At 65.6% G+C, this 13,313-nt stretch carries 13 protein-coding genes and 1 pseudogene; 9 read left to right on the top strand and 5 right to left on the bottom strand.

What is annotated here, in order from left to right:
* Positions 1 to 202: 202 nt before the first annotated feature.
* The 3 genes from ATI53_RS14205 to fabD form a co-directional block, all read right to left on the bottom strand.
* Positions 203 to 436 carry an acyl carrier protein gene (locus ATI53_RS14205; RefSeq protein ID WP_007800270.1) on the bottom strand — a complete coding sequence of 78 codons (234 nt, stop codon included), beginning with the start codon at positions 434 to 436 and terminating at the stop codon, positions 203 to 205.
* A gap of 217 nt (positions 437 to 653) precedes the next feature.
* Positions 654 to 1,391 (bottom strand): 3-oxoacyl-[acyl-carrier-protein] reductase, encoded by a 738-nt coding sequence (gene fabG / locus ATI53_RS14200; protein WP_111550678.1) that lies wholly within the window; start codon positions 1,389 to 1,391, stop codon positions 654 to 656.
* Between the two features lie 77 nt (positions 1,392 to 1,468).
* On the bottom strand, positions 1,469 to 2,410 hold the full coding sequence (fabD, locus tag ATI53_RS14195; RefSeq protein ID WP_009503554.1) for an ACP S-malonyltransferase: 942 nt from the start codon (positions 2,408 to 2,410) through the stop codon (positions 1,469 to 1,471).
* A 203-nt stretch (positions 2,411 to 2,613) separates the two neighbouring features.
* On the opposite strand from fabD, the gene ATI53_RS14190 reads away from it, so the two are divergent.
* The gene (locus ATI53_RS14190) at positions 2,614 to 3,810 is read left to right on the top strand and encodes a cytochrome b/b6 domain-containing protein (protein ID WP_111550677.1); all 1,197 of its coding nucleotides are present in this window, start codon (positions 2,614 to 2,616) and stop codon (positions 3,808 to 3,810) included.
* Positions 3,811 to 3,838: 28 nt separating this feature from the next.
* On the opposite strand, the gene pyrC is transcribed toward ATI53_RS14190, so the two are convergent.
* On the bottom strand, positions 3,839 to 4,873 hold the full coding sequence (gene pyrC, locus ATI53_RS14185; RefSeq protein WP_009503556.1) for a dihydroorotase: 1,035 nt from the start codon (positions 4,871 to 4,873) through the stop codon (positions 3,839 to 3,841).
* Between the two features lie 194 nt (positions 4,874 to 5,067).
* Between pyrC and ATI53_RS14180 the strand changes: the two genes are divergently transcribed.
* The 8 genes from ATI53_RS14180 (at position 5,068) to ATI53_RS14145 (ending at position 13,026) form a co-directional block, all read left to right on the top strand.
* A complete protein-coding gene (locus tag ATI53_RS14180) occupies positions 5,068 to 5,745 on the top strand; it encodes an orotate phosphoribosyltransferase (protein ID WP_009503557.1) in 678 nt (225 codons plus the stop codon).
* Between the two features lie 226 nt (positions 5,746 to 5,971).
* On the top strand, positions 5,972 to 7,462 hold the full coding sequence (locus tag ATI53_RS14175; RefSeq protein WP_009503558.1) for a replicative DNA helicase: 1,491 nt from the start codon (positions 5,972 to 5,974) through the stop codon (positions 7,460 to 7,462).
* 385 nt (positions 7,463 to 7,847) lie between these two features.
* A complete protein-coding gene (locus ATI53_RS14170; protein ID WP_009503559.1) occupies positions 7,848 to 8,441 on the top strand; it encodes an outer membrane protein in 594 nt (197 codons plus the stop codon).
* Positions 8,442 to 8,525: 84 nt separating this feature from the next.
* Positions 8,526 to 8,813, top strand: coding sequence for a hypothetical protein (locus ATI53_RS14165; protein ID WP_009503560.1), 288 nt, complete (start codon positions 8,526 to 8,528; stop codon positions 8,811 to 8,813).
* An 82-nt stretch (positions 8,814 to 8,895) separates the two neighbouring features.
* Positions 8,896 to 10,854 (top strand): DNA topoisomerase IV subunit B, encoded by a 1,959-nt coding sequence (parE, locus tag ATI53_RS14160; protein ID WP_009503561.1) that lies wholly within the window; start codon positions 8,896 to 8,898, stop codon positions 10,852 to 10,854.
* Between the two features lie 24 nt (positions 10,855 to 10,878).
* On the top strand, positions 10,879 to 11,517 hold the full coding sequence (locus ATI53_RS14155; RefSeq protein WP_009503562.1) for an adenosylcobinamide amidohydrolase: 639 nt from the start codon (positions 10,879 to 10,881) through the stop codon (positions 11,515 to 11,517).
* Positions 11,518 to 11,616: 99 nt separating this feature from the next.
* A complete protein-coding gene (locus ATI53_RS14150; RefSeq protein ID WP_111550676.1) occupies positions 11,617 to 12,309 on the top strand; it encodes a DUF1194 domain-containing protein in 693 nt (230 codons plus the stop codon).
* Between the two features lie 36 nt (positions 12,310 to 12,345).
* On the top strand, positions 12,346 to 13,026 hold the full coding sequence (locus ATI53_RS14145) for a hypothetical protein (protein WP_009503564.1): 681 nt from the start codon (positions 12,346 to 12,348) through the stop codon (positions 13,024 to 13,026).
* Here ATI53_RS14145 and ATI53_RS14140 read toward each other — a convergent pair.
* Positions 13,023 to 13,313, bottom strand: a pseudogene (locus tag ATI53_RS14140) (hypothetical protein); the annotation flags it as partial. The gene ATI53_RS14145 and the pseudogene ATI53_RS14140 overlap by 4 nt on opposite strands.

The following is a 13,313-nucleotide window of genomic DNA, read 5'->3' as shown; positions in this document are numbered from 1 at the left end:
ACGCCCGCGCGCGGGGCCTGGACAATCGCAAAAGCGCCCCGCACCGGCCGCGAACCCCGGATCGCCCACCATCTCGACGGGATGGTGGGCGGGGCGACGTTCCACAGGAACGAGCGCCGTCCCCATCCCACATCAGACACAAAGAAAACGGCGCTCCGCAAGGAACGCCGTTTTCATAAATCAACCGACCCGAAAGACGCGCTTACGAGGCTTCCTTGATGAACTTGACCGCGTCACCGAAGGTCTGGATCGTTTCGGCCGCATCATCCGGGATTTCGATCCCGAACTCTTCCTCGAAGGCCATCACCAGCTCGACCGTGTCCAGGCTGTCCGCACCAAGATCGTCGATGAACGAGGCGCTCTCGGTCACCTTGTCCTCTTCAACGCCAAGGTGCTCGACCACGATCTTGCGCACGCGATCAGGAATATCGCTCATACTTCCGTCCTCACATCTTTCCGGGCCACTCGCCCATCTCTGCCTTCGCCCCACCGGGGTGCCGGCTCATGTCGCCCGGTTTCGGGCGGCTCGTCCCGGTCGTTCCGGGACAGGCCTTGCAACGCGGTTCCCCGCGCCCCTGGCCCTAATCCTTGCGCGCCTATACCACAGCCGCGCGGGATGGCAAATGCTTTCCGCCGCGCCAGGACCCGCGCTGTCAAAGCATCGCCATGCCGCCGTTCACATGCAGCGTGCTGCCCGTGACATAGCCCGCCTCGGGGCTTGCAAGATACAGCACAGCCGCAGCAATTTCCTGCGCCGAGCCCATGCGACCCGACGGGATCTGGCCCAGAATGCCCGTCTTCTGCTCGTCGTTCAGCTTGTCGGTCATCGCGGTTTCGATAAAGCCCGGCGCCACGGCGTTGACGGTGATGCCCCGGCTTGCGACCTCGAAGGCCAGCGATTTCGACATGCCGATCATGCCGGCCTTGGATGCGGCATAATTGCCCTGGCCGGGGTTTCCCGTGGCCCCCACGATGGATGAGATGTTCACGATCCGGCCCCAGCGCGCCTTCATCATGCCGCGCAGCACGCCCTTGCACAGCTTGAATGTCGCGGTAAGATTCACGTCGATCACCGACTGCCAGTCCTCATCCGACATCCGCATGATCAGATTGTCGCGGTTGATCCCCGCGTTGTTCACCAGAATATCGACCGCGCCCATCGCCGCGATCGCCTGCTTGGGCAGGGCCGAAACCGCCTCGGGGTCGGACAGGTTGCACGGCAACACGAAAGCCCGCTCGCCCAGTTCGGCCGCCAGCGCCTCCAGCGGCGCGCCGCGCGTGCCCGAAAGCCCCACCGTCGCGCCCGCCGCATGCAGCGCCCTTGCGATCTCGCCACCGATGCCGCCCGATGCGCCGGTCACCAACGCGCATTTTCCCGTCAGATCGAACATTGCTCACCCCTGTTTTTCCGTGTTTCATCCAGATATGTGATGCCCTGTCGGCGCCACGGTCCGCAAGCGCAACGCGCCTACTGCGCCACCGCAAGCACCTTTGCGACATCGTCGGGCGTGCCGATACTGTGCACGCCGGAGGCGCGGTTGATCCGGCGCACCATGCCCGACAGCGCCTTGCCCGCGCCGATTTCCCAGAACTCGGTCACGCCTTGCGCCACCATGAATTCCACCGACTCGCGCCAGCGCACCGACCCGGTCACCTGCTCGACCAGCAGCGCCCGGATCTGCGCCGGGTCGGTGACGGCCTGCGCGCGCACATTGGCCACCAGCGGCACGGCGGGCGCCTTGATCTCGACCTCGGCCAGCGCCCGCGCCATCGTCTCGGCGGCGGGCGCCATGAGCGCGCAATGGAAAGGCGCGCTGACCGGCAGCATCATCGCCCGCTTGGCGCCCCTGGCCTTGGCGATGTCGACCGCCCGCTCGACCGCCGCCTTGCTGCCCGAAATCACCACCTGACCGGGGTCGTTGTCGTTGGCCGCAGCGCAGACGCCCCCGTCCGCCGCCGCCTCGGCGGCGACCTCTCGCGCGGTCGCAAGGTCAAGGCCCAACAGAGCCGCCATCGCGCCTTCGCCCACCGGCACCGCGCTTTGCATCGCAAGACCCCGCGTGCGCAACAAGCGCGCCGCGTCCGCCACGCCGAGCGATCCCGCGGCGGTCAGCGCCGAATATTCGCCCAGCGAATGCCCCGCGACAAACGACGCCGCCCCGACCTGCACGCCCTCGGACTGAAGCGCGCGCATCGCGGCAAGCGAGGTCGCCATCAGGGCCGGCTGGGCGTTCTGCGTCAGGGTCAGGGTCTCGGCCTCGCCCTCCCAGATCAGCGCGGACAGGGATTCGCCCAGGGCTGCGTCGACCTCTTCGAACACGGCACGGGCCGCAGGGTAGGCCTGGCAAAGCGCCTTGCCCATGCCGATGGTCTGGGCCCCCTGGCCCGGGAAGATGAATGCGCGCGACATGGGAACCCCTCCGTTGATGCGTCAAAGGCGCCTTGCGCCCGCGTTGGGGGCGTTCCTTAACGTCCCCGGCGCGGTTTCGCAACGCTCGTCACCGCAACGCCAGCGCGGGCCGCACGAGTCCTGTGCGCGGGGCCGGAATTGCGCCCTGGCGCCTTGCAGGGCAGATATTCCGCCAACGCCGTTTGCGTGACAGGAGCTGCCCCATGTCGCTTTCCAATACCTCCACCGCCTATGGCGGACTCACGCGGTTCTTTCACTGGGCCATCGCGCTTGGCATCGCGATCATGGTGCCGCTGGGTTGGACCGCCCATCTGTGGCCAATGCAGGAGGCGGCGCAGATCGCCACCAAGACCACGCTGTTTTCCGCCCACAAGACGCTGGGCGTCGGACTCTTCGCCATCGCGCTGGCGCGGATCGTCTGGGCGCTGGGTCAAACGCGCCCGGTGCCGCTGCATCCCGAACGCCGGGCCGAAACCCTGCTGGCCGAAACCGTGCACTGGGCACTTTATGCCGCACTGGTCATCGTGCCGCTGACAGGCTGGATCGAACACGCCGCGACCGAAGGGTTCGCTCCGATCTGGTGGCCACTGGGGCAGAACCTTCCAATGGTGCCGACCGCGCCCGCCGTTGCCGAAACGTTTGCGACGGTGCATTTCCTGTCGCAATGGCTGCTTGTGGGGATGCTGGCGCTGCATGTGACCGGCGCGATCAGGCACGCGGCGATCGACCGGGATGCCACCCTGGCCCGCATGGTGCGCGGTACCCCCGGCGGGAACCCGGCGGTGCGGACATCGCACGCCGCCCCCGCCGCCCTGGCGCTGTTGGCCTGGGTCGCGCTGTTCGGAGGCGCCGCCGCCGCGGGTCTGTTGGGCACGAACGCAACGCGCCCCGCCGCGCACCTGAAGCCTGCCGTGTCCGACTGGCAGATACAGGACGGCACGCTGGCCATCCGCGTCACGCAGATGGGGGCGCAAGTGACCGGCAGCTTTGCCGACTGGACCGCCGCCATCGCCTGGCAGCCGCGGGACACCCCCGGCCCCGAAGGCGATGTCACCGTCCGGATCAGCGTGCCTTCGCTGACGCTCGGGTCGGTGTCGAAACAGGCGCTCGGGCCGGATTTCCTGGCTGCGGACAGCTTTCCCACCGCAACCTTTTCCGCGACGCTGCTGCGCACCGAAACCGGGCGCGAGGCCCAGGGCACGCTGACGCTGAAGGATGCCGAGGTGCCGATCACCCTGCCCTTCGATCTGACGCTCGACGGCGACACGGCGCGGATGACCGGGCAGGCCACGCTGGACCGGCGCGACTACGCCGTCGGCACGGGCATGACTGATCCGGGCCAGTTGGCCTATGACGTCGAAGTACTGGTGGACCTGGTGGCGACCCGCGCCGCCAGGTGAAACAGCAGGCGGCGGCGCGAGGGCGCGATCAGTCGACCCGCCAGTGCAGCGGGAAGCCGGGGTCGAACACCGTCACCGGGCCCGCCCCGGTATTCAGCTTGGGCGGATAGGCCACCGGATCGCCCTTGCGCAGGGTCAGCGTGTCTTCGTTGGGCGCCAGCCCGTAAAATGCCGGCCCGTTGAGCGAGGCAAACGATTCGAGCTTGTGCAACGCGCCCGCCGCCTCGAACACCGCGGCAAGGATCGACACCGTGTTGGTCGCGGTGAAACACCCGGCACAACCGCAGGCGCTTTCCTTGGCGGGATCGGTGTGCGGTGCGCTGTCGGTGCCCAGAAAGAAGCTGGCATCGCCCGAGGTCGCCGCCTCGACCAATGCCCGGCGGTGGCTTTCGCGCTTGGCGACCGGCAGGCAGTAATAATGCGGTTTGATCCCGCCCACCAGGATATGGTTGCGGTTGATGACAAGGTGATGCGTGGTGATCGTCGCGCCCAGCGTATCGCCGCCCGCGCGGGCGTAATCGACGCCGTCGCGCGTGGTGATGTGTTCCATCACGACCCGAAGCCCCGGCGTCGCGCGCCGGATCGGATCGAGCACGCGGTCGATGAACACCGCCTCGCGGTCAAAGATGTCGACATCCCCGTCGACCACCTCGCCGTGGACACACAGCGGTATGCCCGCCTCGGCCATGGCGTCGAGCACCCGGCGCACCTTGTCGAAATCGCGCACCCCCGAGGCCGAATTGGTCGTCGCCCCCGCCGGGTACAGTTTCACCGCCGTCACGATGCCGTCACGCGCCGCCTGCACCACATCCGCCGGATCGGTTTGTTCCGTCAGGTACAGCGTCATCAGCGGCGTGAACCCGCTGCCCTCGGGGCGCGCCGCAAGGATACGGTCGCGATAGGCCGCAGCCTCGGCGCCGGTGACGACCGGGGGCACGAGGTTGGGCATGATGATCGCACGGCCAAAATGGCGCGCGCTTTCGGGGGCCACGGCGCGCAGCATCTCGCCATCGCGCAGATGCAGGTGCCAGTCGTCGGGTCGGCGCAGGGTGATCTGGGTCATGACGCCGCGATACCACGCGGCAGCGCGACCGACCAGAGGCGGGGCACGGCGATCTGACGCGCGGGGATCTGACGCACAGGGCACGCCGCCGGGTTGATGGCAGCCGGAAGAAACCGGGTAACGGCACCAACGGGGGTTCTCAATACCGCCAGCTTCGCGCTAGAGGAAACGCAACCCGAACAGGAGCGCGCCCCATGATCCCCTCGTCCTATCCGTCGCCCGAAGAGATGGCCCGCCTGACCGCCCGCATGCTGTGGGAAATCGGCGCGGTGCATTTCATGGAGGGCGAACCGTTCCGGCTGGCCTCCGGCCTGCCCTCGCCGGTCTATATCGACTGTCGCAAGCCCAATTCCTTTCCGCGCGTGCGTTCGACCCTGATGGATTTCCTGACCGTCACCGTGATGCGCAACGCCGGGTTCGAGGCGTTCGACAATATCGCCGGCGGCGAAACGGCCGGCATCCCCTTTGCCGCCATGGTGGCCGAACGTATGGCGCTGCCGATGACCTATGTGCGCAAGAAGCCCAAGGGCTATGGACGCAACGCCCGCATCGAAGGCGTGATGAGCGAAGGCCAGCGGGTGCTTCTGGTCGAGGATCTGACCACCGATGGCGGCTCCAAGCTGTCCTTTGTCGATGCCATCCGTGAAACCGGCGCCACCTGCGCGCACACGGCCGTGATCTTTTATTACGACATCTTCCCCGAGACGGTCGGGACGCTGGGCGACCACGGCGTCTCGCTGCATTACCTGTGCACCTGGCACGACGTTCTGACCGAGGCCAGGGCCCGCGGCGGGTTCGGCGCGGACACCCTGGCGCAGGTCGAGGCGTTCCTTGCGGACCCGCGCGACTGGCAGGCAAGAAACAGCGCATGACGAATGGGCGGCGGGGCAAATAATCCGCCGCCGAATCGCGCAGCCCCACCCCAGATGTTGCGAGAATCCTGCGATCTGCTACGATATGAGCCGAGAGCCGGGCGCCGCGCCGAGTCATCCCGCGGTTGTCCGCCAGTTCTCCACAAACATATCCAGATTGGTCCCGGCCGCGGCTTTGGCTATAGCGCACGAACCGCGACGGCAGACGGGACATAGGGGCAGAGCAATGAACGATCACAGCGCATTCAACGCGTCCGGCATCGAGGTCGAGCAGGCCGAGACCATGCCGCATTCGATCGAGGCCGAACAGCAGCTGCTGGGCGCGATCCTGACCAACAACGATGTCTACGACCGCATCGCGGCGATCCTGAATTCGGGGCATTTCTACGAACCTGTGCACGCGCGGATCTTTGAAATCGCCGCGGCGCGAATCGCCAAGAACAACCTTGCCTCACCCGTGACGCTCAAGGCGTTCATGGAAGCGGACGAGGGGCTGAAGGAACTGGGCGGGCCGGCCTATCTGGTGCGCCTTGCCGGGGCCGCGGTGTCCAGCTTTGCGGTGCGGGACTATGCGCAGATGATCTACGATTTGTCGGTGCGGCGCGATCTGATCCGGCTGGGGCGCGACATCGCCGACAAGGCCGCCAAGGTCGATGTGAAATCCGAACCCAAGGAACAGATCGTCGAAGCCGAACAGGCGCTGTACAAGATGGCCGAACAGGGCAGCACCGACGGTGGCTTTCAGTCGTTCCTGCGCGCTGTCACCGATGCGGTGCATGTGGCCAACGCCGCCTATCAGCGCGACGGCGGGCTGGCGGGCATTTCCACCGGCCTTGATGACATTGACAAGAAGCTGGGCGGCTTGCACCCGTCCGACCTTTTGATCCTTGCGGGGCGTCCGTCGATGGGCAAGACATCGCTGGCCACCAACATCGCCTTCAACATCGCCAAGGCCTACCGGCGCGGACAGCGCCACGATGGCACCGAGGGCGCCGTGGATGGCGGCGTCGTGGGGTTCTTTTCGCTGGAAATGAGCGCGGAACAGCTGGCCAGCCGTATTCTGGCCGAAGCGTCGGAAATCAGCTCGCACAAGATCCGTCAGGGCGACATGGACGAACGCGAATTCCGCCGCTTTGTCGATGCCGCCAAAGAGCTTGAAGCCTGCCCCCTGTTCATCGACGACACCCCCGCGCTGCCGATTTCGCAGCTTGCGGCGCGTTCGCGGCGGCTCAAGCGGACGCATGGGCTGGACATCCTGATCGTCGACTACCTGCAACTTCTGCGTGGCACCGCCGAAAACCGGGTGCAGGAAATCGCCGAGATCTCCATGGGCCTCAAGGCCATCGCCAAGGAACTGAACATCCCGGTGATCGCCCTGTCGCAGCTGTCGCGTCAGGTTGAATCGCGCGAGGACAAGCGGCCCCAGCTATCCGACCTGCGGGAATCGGGCTCGATCGAACAGGACGCCGACGTGGTGATGTTCGTGTTCCGCGAGGAATATTACACCGAACGCGAAAAACCGTCGGATGATCGGTTGGATGAAATGGCCGCATGGCAGGAAAAGATGGCGCGCCTGCACGGCAAGGCCGAGATCATCATCGGCAAGCAGCGACACGGCCCCATCGGCACGGTCGAGCTGTCGTTCGAAAGCCAGTTCACCCGCTTTGGCAACCTTGCCAAGGCCTGGCAGCAAGAGGCCCGCGACGCGGCGTTCTGATCCGCCTGCCCGCCGAAACGCCGCGGCAAGGGACTGCGCCCGACCGCGGCGCGCTTGCGTCCGACCTGGCATCAAAGGGACGTCCCGGGCGACCCTTTGCCATATGGGTCGTGGCATGATAGCCGAATGTGGCGGCTGGTCGCAATCAGGGTTCCCTCGGTGTGGCGCCAGCCCCACACAGGCCCGTGCTTGGGGCGGTCAGGGCAGGCGATTTTATGCTCATCCCCCGGCAAAACCGGCATTTCGGTGCATCGCTGCAACAGCACGATGTTGTGACCTGAAAAAGCGGGAAACAGCCCTCACAGTGCCCTATCTCAGCTGGGAAGGTCTGTCCGCATTCACAACGTACGCGGCACCGAATCAACAAACACAGGAGCAAATTACCATGTCTCTGAAACCGCTTTTCATCCTTCCCCTTCTCGCGGCCCCGGTTCTTGCAACCCCGGTGCTTGCCGGTTCGCTTGACTCCACGCCTGTCGAACAACGGCCCGCGGCCCCTGTCGTGTCTGTCGCGCCGCCCGCCGCCAGCACCGACTGGACCGGCGCCTCGCTCGGCCTGCAGCTTGGCTCGGGCACGTCCGAATACGACGAAAACGAGGGCGGCGGCGTCTACGGCCTGCGCGGCACCTATGATCGTGATTACGGCGACTGGGTCGCGGGCGGCGTGCTGGACTACCAGGGCACCGACCTCGAACTCGACGACGGCAGCAACATGGACAGCATGGCCAAGCTTGGTGGACGTCTTGGCTATGACCGCGGCAACGCGCTGTACTACGGTTCCGCGGGCTATGCCCACGCCACGACCGACGATTCCGATTCGTCCGACGGCTATTTCGTCGGTGTGGGCGTCGAGACCTATGTCGCCCCCAACGTCACCCTGAACGGCGAAGTCAGCTATAACGTCTTCGAAGACTTCGACGACACGGATCTTGAGGTCGGCGCGACAACCGCCACGCTCGGCGTGAACTACCGCTTCTGATCCTGACCGGATCGCATCATGCCCCGAGGCGCGGCCTCGGGGCATTTTCTTGTCAGGCGTCATTAATCCGTTACGATCGCGTGCATGCGTATCCCGCTTGCGATTCTCATGATGCTTGGCCAGCCCGCCCTTGCCGCCTCGCCCATCGCCGAGGTGCTGTGCGAGCCCAGCCCGCGCATGGCCCACCGTATGACATCGCGATTTGGCGCCTCGCTGGCCTCGACCGGGCTGCGCAACCCCGAAGAGGTGGTCGAGCTGTGGCTTGACGACCGCGGCGACTGGACGATGATCATCGCCTATGCGTCGGGCACATCCTGTATCGTGGCCATGGGCGAAGGCTGGTCCGACCTTTCCCCGCGTGACCCGGCCTGAGCGGCACCACCGGGCTTTCCCCCGCCCCCGCGCTCTGCCATACTTGCTGCACACAAGAACAGCAAAACACGAGCAGCAGCCCATGGCCGATGACCTTCTCGCCGGAACCGAAGCCACGACCTATGATGCCTCGTCCATCGAGGTGCTCGAAGGGCTGGAACCGGTCCGCAAACGACCCGGCATGTATATCGGGGGCACCGATGAACGGGCGCTGCATCACCTTGTGGCCGAAGTGCTCGACAACTCGATGGACGAGGCGGTCGCGGGCCATGCTAACCGCATCGAGGTGGAACTGCACGCCGATCACGCTGTGACGATCCGCGACAACGGGCGCGGCATCCCCATCGACCCGCACCCCAAGTTTCCCGGCAAATCCGCGCTGGAGGTCATCCTGTGCACCCTGCACGCGGGCGGCAAGTTCTCGGGCGATGCCTATGAGACATCGGGCGGTCTGCATGGCGTCGGTGCGTCGGTGGTCAACGCGCTGAGCGATTCCATGGTCGTGCAGGTCGCGCGCAACAAGGAGCTGTTCGAACAGCGGTTTTCGCGTGGCATCCCGCTTGGACCCGTCGAAAGGATCGGGGCGGCCCCCAACCGGCGCGGCACCACCGTGACCTTCCATGCCGACGAACAGATCTTTCGCGCGCACCGCTTCAAGCCCGCGCGCCTGTTCAAGATGGTGCGGTCCAAGGCGTATCTGTTTTCCGGCGTCGAAATCCGCTGGAAATCCGCCATCGACGACGCGGAAACCCCGACCGAGGCGACCTTTCACTTTCCCGGCGGCCTGTCCGACTATCTGAGCGAAACCCTGTCGGGTGCCTCTGTCTACGCCGACAAGCCCTTTGGCGGCACGGTTGATTTCAAGGAGAAATTCAACACCCCCGGCAAGGTCGAATGGGCGATCAACTGGACGCCCTCGCGCGATGGCTTCATCCAGAGCTATTGCAACACCGTTCCCACCCCCGAGGGCGGCACGCATGAGGCGGGCTTCTGGTCGGCGATCCTGAAGGGCATCCGCGCCTACGGCGAGCTGGTGAACAACCGCAAGGCCGCGCAGATCACCCGCGACGACCTTATCACCGGCGGCTGCGCCCTGGTGTCGTGCTTTATCCGCGAGCCGGAATTTGTCGGCCAGACCAAGGATCGCCTCGCCACCACCGAAGCGCAGCGCCTTGTCGAAGGCGCCGTGCGCGACCATTTCGACAACTGGCTGGCGTCGGATACCAAATCCGCCGGGGCGATCCTGGATTTCCTTGTGCTGCGCGCCGAAGAGCGCCTGAAACGGCGACAGGAAAAGGAAACCGCCCGCAAGTCGGCCACCAAGAAACTGCGCCTGCCGGGCAAGCTGACCGACTGTTCCGCCAAATCCCGCGAAGGCACCGAATTGTTCATCGTCGAAGGCGACTCGGCCGGCGGATCGGCCAAGGGCGCGCGGTTCCGCGAAACCCAGGCGCTGCTGCCGCTCAAGGGCAAGATCCTCAACGTGCTGGGCGCCGCATCGAACAAGCTAAGCTCGAACGCCGAAATCCGTGACCTGTGCGAAGCGCTTGGCGTCGGGCTGGGCACGAAGTTCAACGTCGACGATCTGCGCTATGAAAAGATCATCATCATGACCGACGCCGACGTCGACGGCGCGCATATCGCAGCCCTTTTGATGACGTTCTTTTACACCCAGATGCGCCCGCTGATCGACCAGGGGCACCTGTATATGGCCTGTCCGCCGCTGTACCGGCTGACGCAGGGCGCGCGGCGCATCTATGTGGCCGATGACACCGAAAAAGAGGACATGCTGGCCAGGGGCCTTGGCGGCAAGGGCAAGATCGACGTGCAGCGGTTCAAGGGTCTTGGCGAAATGGATGCCAAGGACCTCAAGGAAACCACCATGGACCCGGCCACCCGCAAGCTGATCCGCGTCACCATCGACGAGGACGAACCCGGCGAAACCGGCGATCTGGTCGAACGGCTGATGGGCAAGAAACCCGAGCTGCGCTATCAGTACATTCAGGAAAACGCGCGGTTTGTCGAAGAGCTGGACGTGTAAGACGCCCGTCCGGGAAAGAAGGTCATGCGCTTGCTGCCGCCCTGGCTGACCTTTGACCTTGGCCAGCCGATGCGGGTGCTCAGCTTTGCGCCCCATAACGGCGGCTATCGAACCGCCCGGCGCATTCTGTGGCGCCAGGTGCGCAACGCCGATCTGACCCCCGAACTTGACGTGCCCGACTGGCTGCGGGGCGAATTGCGCCGCATCGGCGCCGAGGATGCCGTCTGCTTCCTGACCTCGCGCAAGATCGCGGCCCATGTCGTCCGGCAGGCCACCGTGGACGATGTCCGTGCAACCGCGATCGTCACGGCGGGCCTTGGCAATGCCGAGCGGATCGGAACACGCCAGCCCCGGACCTGGAAAGAGTGGGGCACGATCAACGTCGCCCTGCGCCTGTCGCAACCGCTGAGCGACATCGCTCTGGTCGAGGCGATCACCCTGGTGGCCGAGGCCCGCACGCTTGCGGTGCTTGACGCGCGGATCGACCTGCCCGGCGGCCACGCCACCGGCACGGGCACCGATTGCATCGCCGTGGCCGCGCCGCCCGGCACCCGGCCCTTTGCGGGCAAGCACACAGCCGTTGGCCACGCGCTGGGGCGCGCTGCGCACGACGCCACCGCCGCCGCCATCCACGACTGGCTGCGCGAAAGCGCGGCGTGGTGACGGCCACACGCTCACGTTGCCGTCAGCATCGGCGCGCGGCGCTTTGTGAAACGCGGCCGGACAGCTAACCTTGACCTGCCCCGGATCGGAGAACCGGACATGCGCTGCCTGACACTCGCCCTTGCTCTGCTGGCCGGCCCCGCGCTGGCGCAGGACACCGATCTGGAACTGGTGCTGCTGGCCGATGCGTCCGGGTCGATCACCGCCAATGAGTTGATGTTCCAGCGCGAAGGCTACGCGCAGGCCATGACCGACCCCGAGGTGCTCGCCGTGATCGGCAACACGGCCTATGGGCACATTGCCGTTACTTATGTGGAATGGGCCGCGAACCAGGGCCAGGTGGTGAAATGGATGCGCATCGCAAACCGCGAAGACGCCGCCGTCTTTGCCGACAGGCTGTTGACCAGCCCGCGCATGGCGTTCGGGCGCAACGCCATTGGCCGCGCGCTGCTGACCGGCAAGGCCCTGATCGAACGCAACGATTTGGACGGCTGGCGCAGGGTGATCGACTTTTCCGGTGACAGCGCGGGCAATTTCTCGGGGCCGGGCATCGAACAGGCCCGCGATGCCGTGGTTGCCAGTGGCATCACCATCAACGCCCTGCCGATCCTGCGCGACGCAGGACGCTACCCCGGCCTTGCGCAGACCTACAAAGACCGCGTCATCGGCGGCAACGGCGCCTTCGTCGTCGCCGCCCACAGCCGCGCGGATTTCGCCGAGGCGGTCAAGCGCAAGCTGATCCTTGAAATTTCGGGGACGATGCCCGGCCAACAGGTCGTCACGCGGCGGTGACTTGCGCCCGGACCCAAGGCGGGCTTTGGTGCACGCATGCGCCTGATCCTGATCGCCTTGCTGTTGCTTGTGTCCTGCGGACGGTCCCTGACCCCGAACGAATCCGCCTTTCTGCGCGCCATCCAGGGCGACCAGCTGGATACGTCGCGCATCCGGTTTCACGACGGGTTGGCGGCGGGGTCGGTCAGCTATACGCGGCCCATTCGCCCGCGCCTGACCTGCATGGAACGGATCTGGCCGCCGTCCAGGGGCGAAACGGTGTCGGTGTCCCCCGGAGCGATGACCCTGTTTCAACGGGTGTTCTACCGCAAGGACCTGTATCGCGACGATTTCCTGCCGGATTACCCCGACCGTATCGACCTGCTGGACGCGATGCTGCTCGCGCATGAGGCGGTGCATGTGTGGCAATGGCAGAATCGGGCGCGCACCGGCTATACGCCGATCAAGGCAATGACCGAACACGGGGCGTCAGCCGACCCCTACCTCTTCGATCCCGACGGTGCGGCGCGGTTTCTCGATCATGGCTACGAACAGCAGGGCGCGATCGTCGAGGAATACGTTTGCTGCCATGTGCTTGACCCCGACGCCCCGCGCACGAAGCGGCTGCGCGACATGATCGGGGCGGAAATGCCGGTGGCGCGGCTTGAGGCGGCGCTGGACAAGCCCGAGGTGGTGGTGCCCTGGGCGGGAATCCAGCCCGACGGCATCTGCCGCTAGCTGTCACATCCCGGGAGACAATACGGCTGCTTGTTAATCAGTTCCGGCTTTAGCTCGTGCCAGTCCTTCATCGCCTGCAAGGGCGTCTTGCTGCTCAAGGCTGATTGCGGAAGCTGCTGGTAGGAAGCCCAGGCATAGCGGAGCAGCGTGGTTTCCAGTTCCTTGCCGGATCGGAGGGGATGGCTTTGCAGCCCCTCTTCAATGCGACCGCTGAACCGTTCCCTTGCCCCGCAATAGTTTGGCTTCAAACCATAAAAGGGGATCATACCGTCGGTCTGAGGCGGCTT

The sequence above is a fragment of the Salipiger aestuarii genome, assembly GCF_003259905.1.
Lineage (GTDB): Bacteria > Pseudomonadota > Alphaproteobacteria > Rhodobacterales > Rhodobacteraceae > Salipiger > Salipiger aestuarii.
The sequence above is the reverse complement of the archived record's forward strand: the minus strand, read 5'-3'. Positions and strand labels throughout refer to the sequence as shown.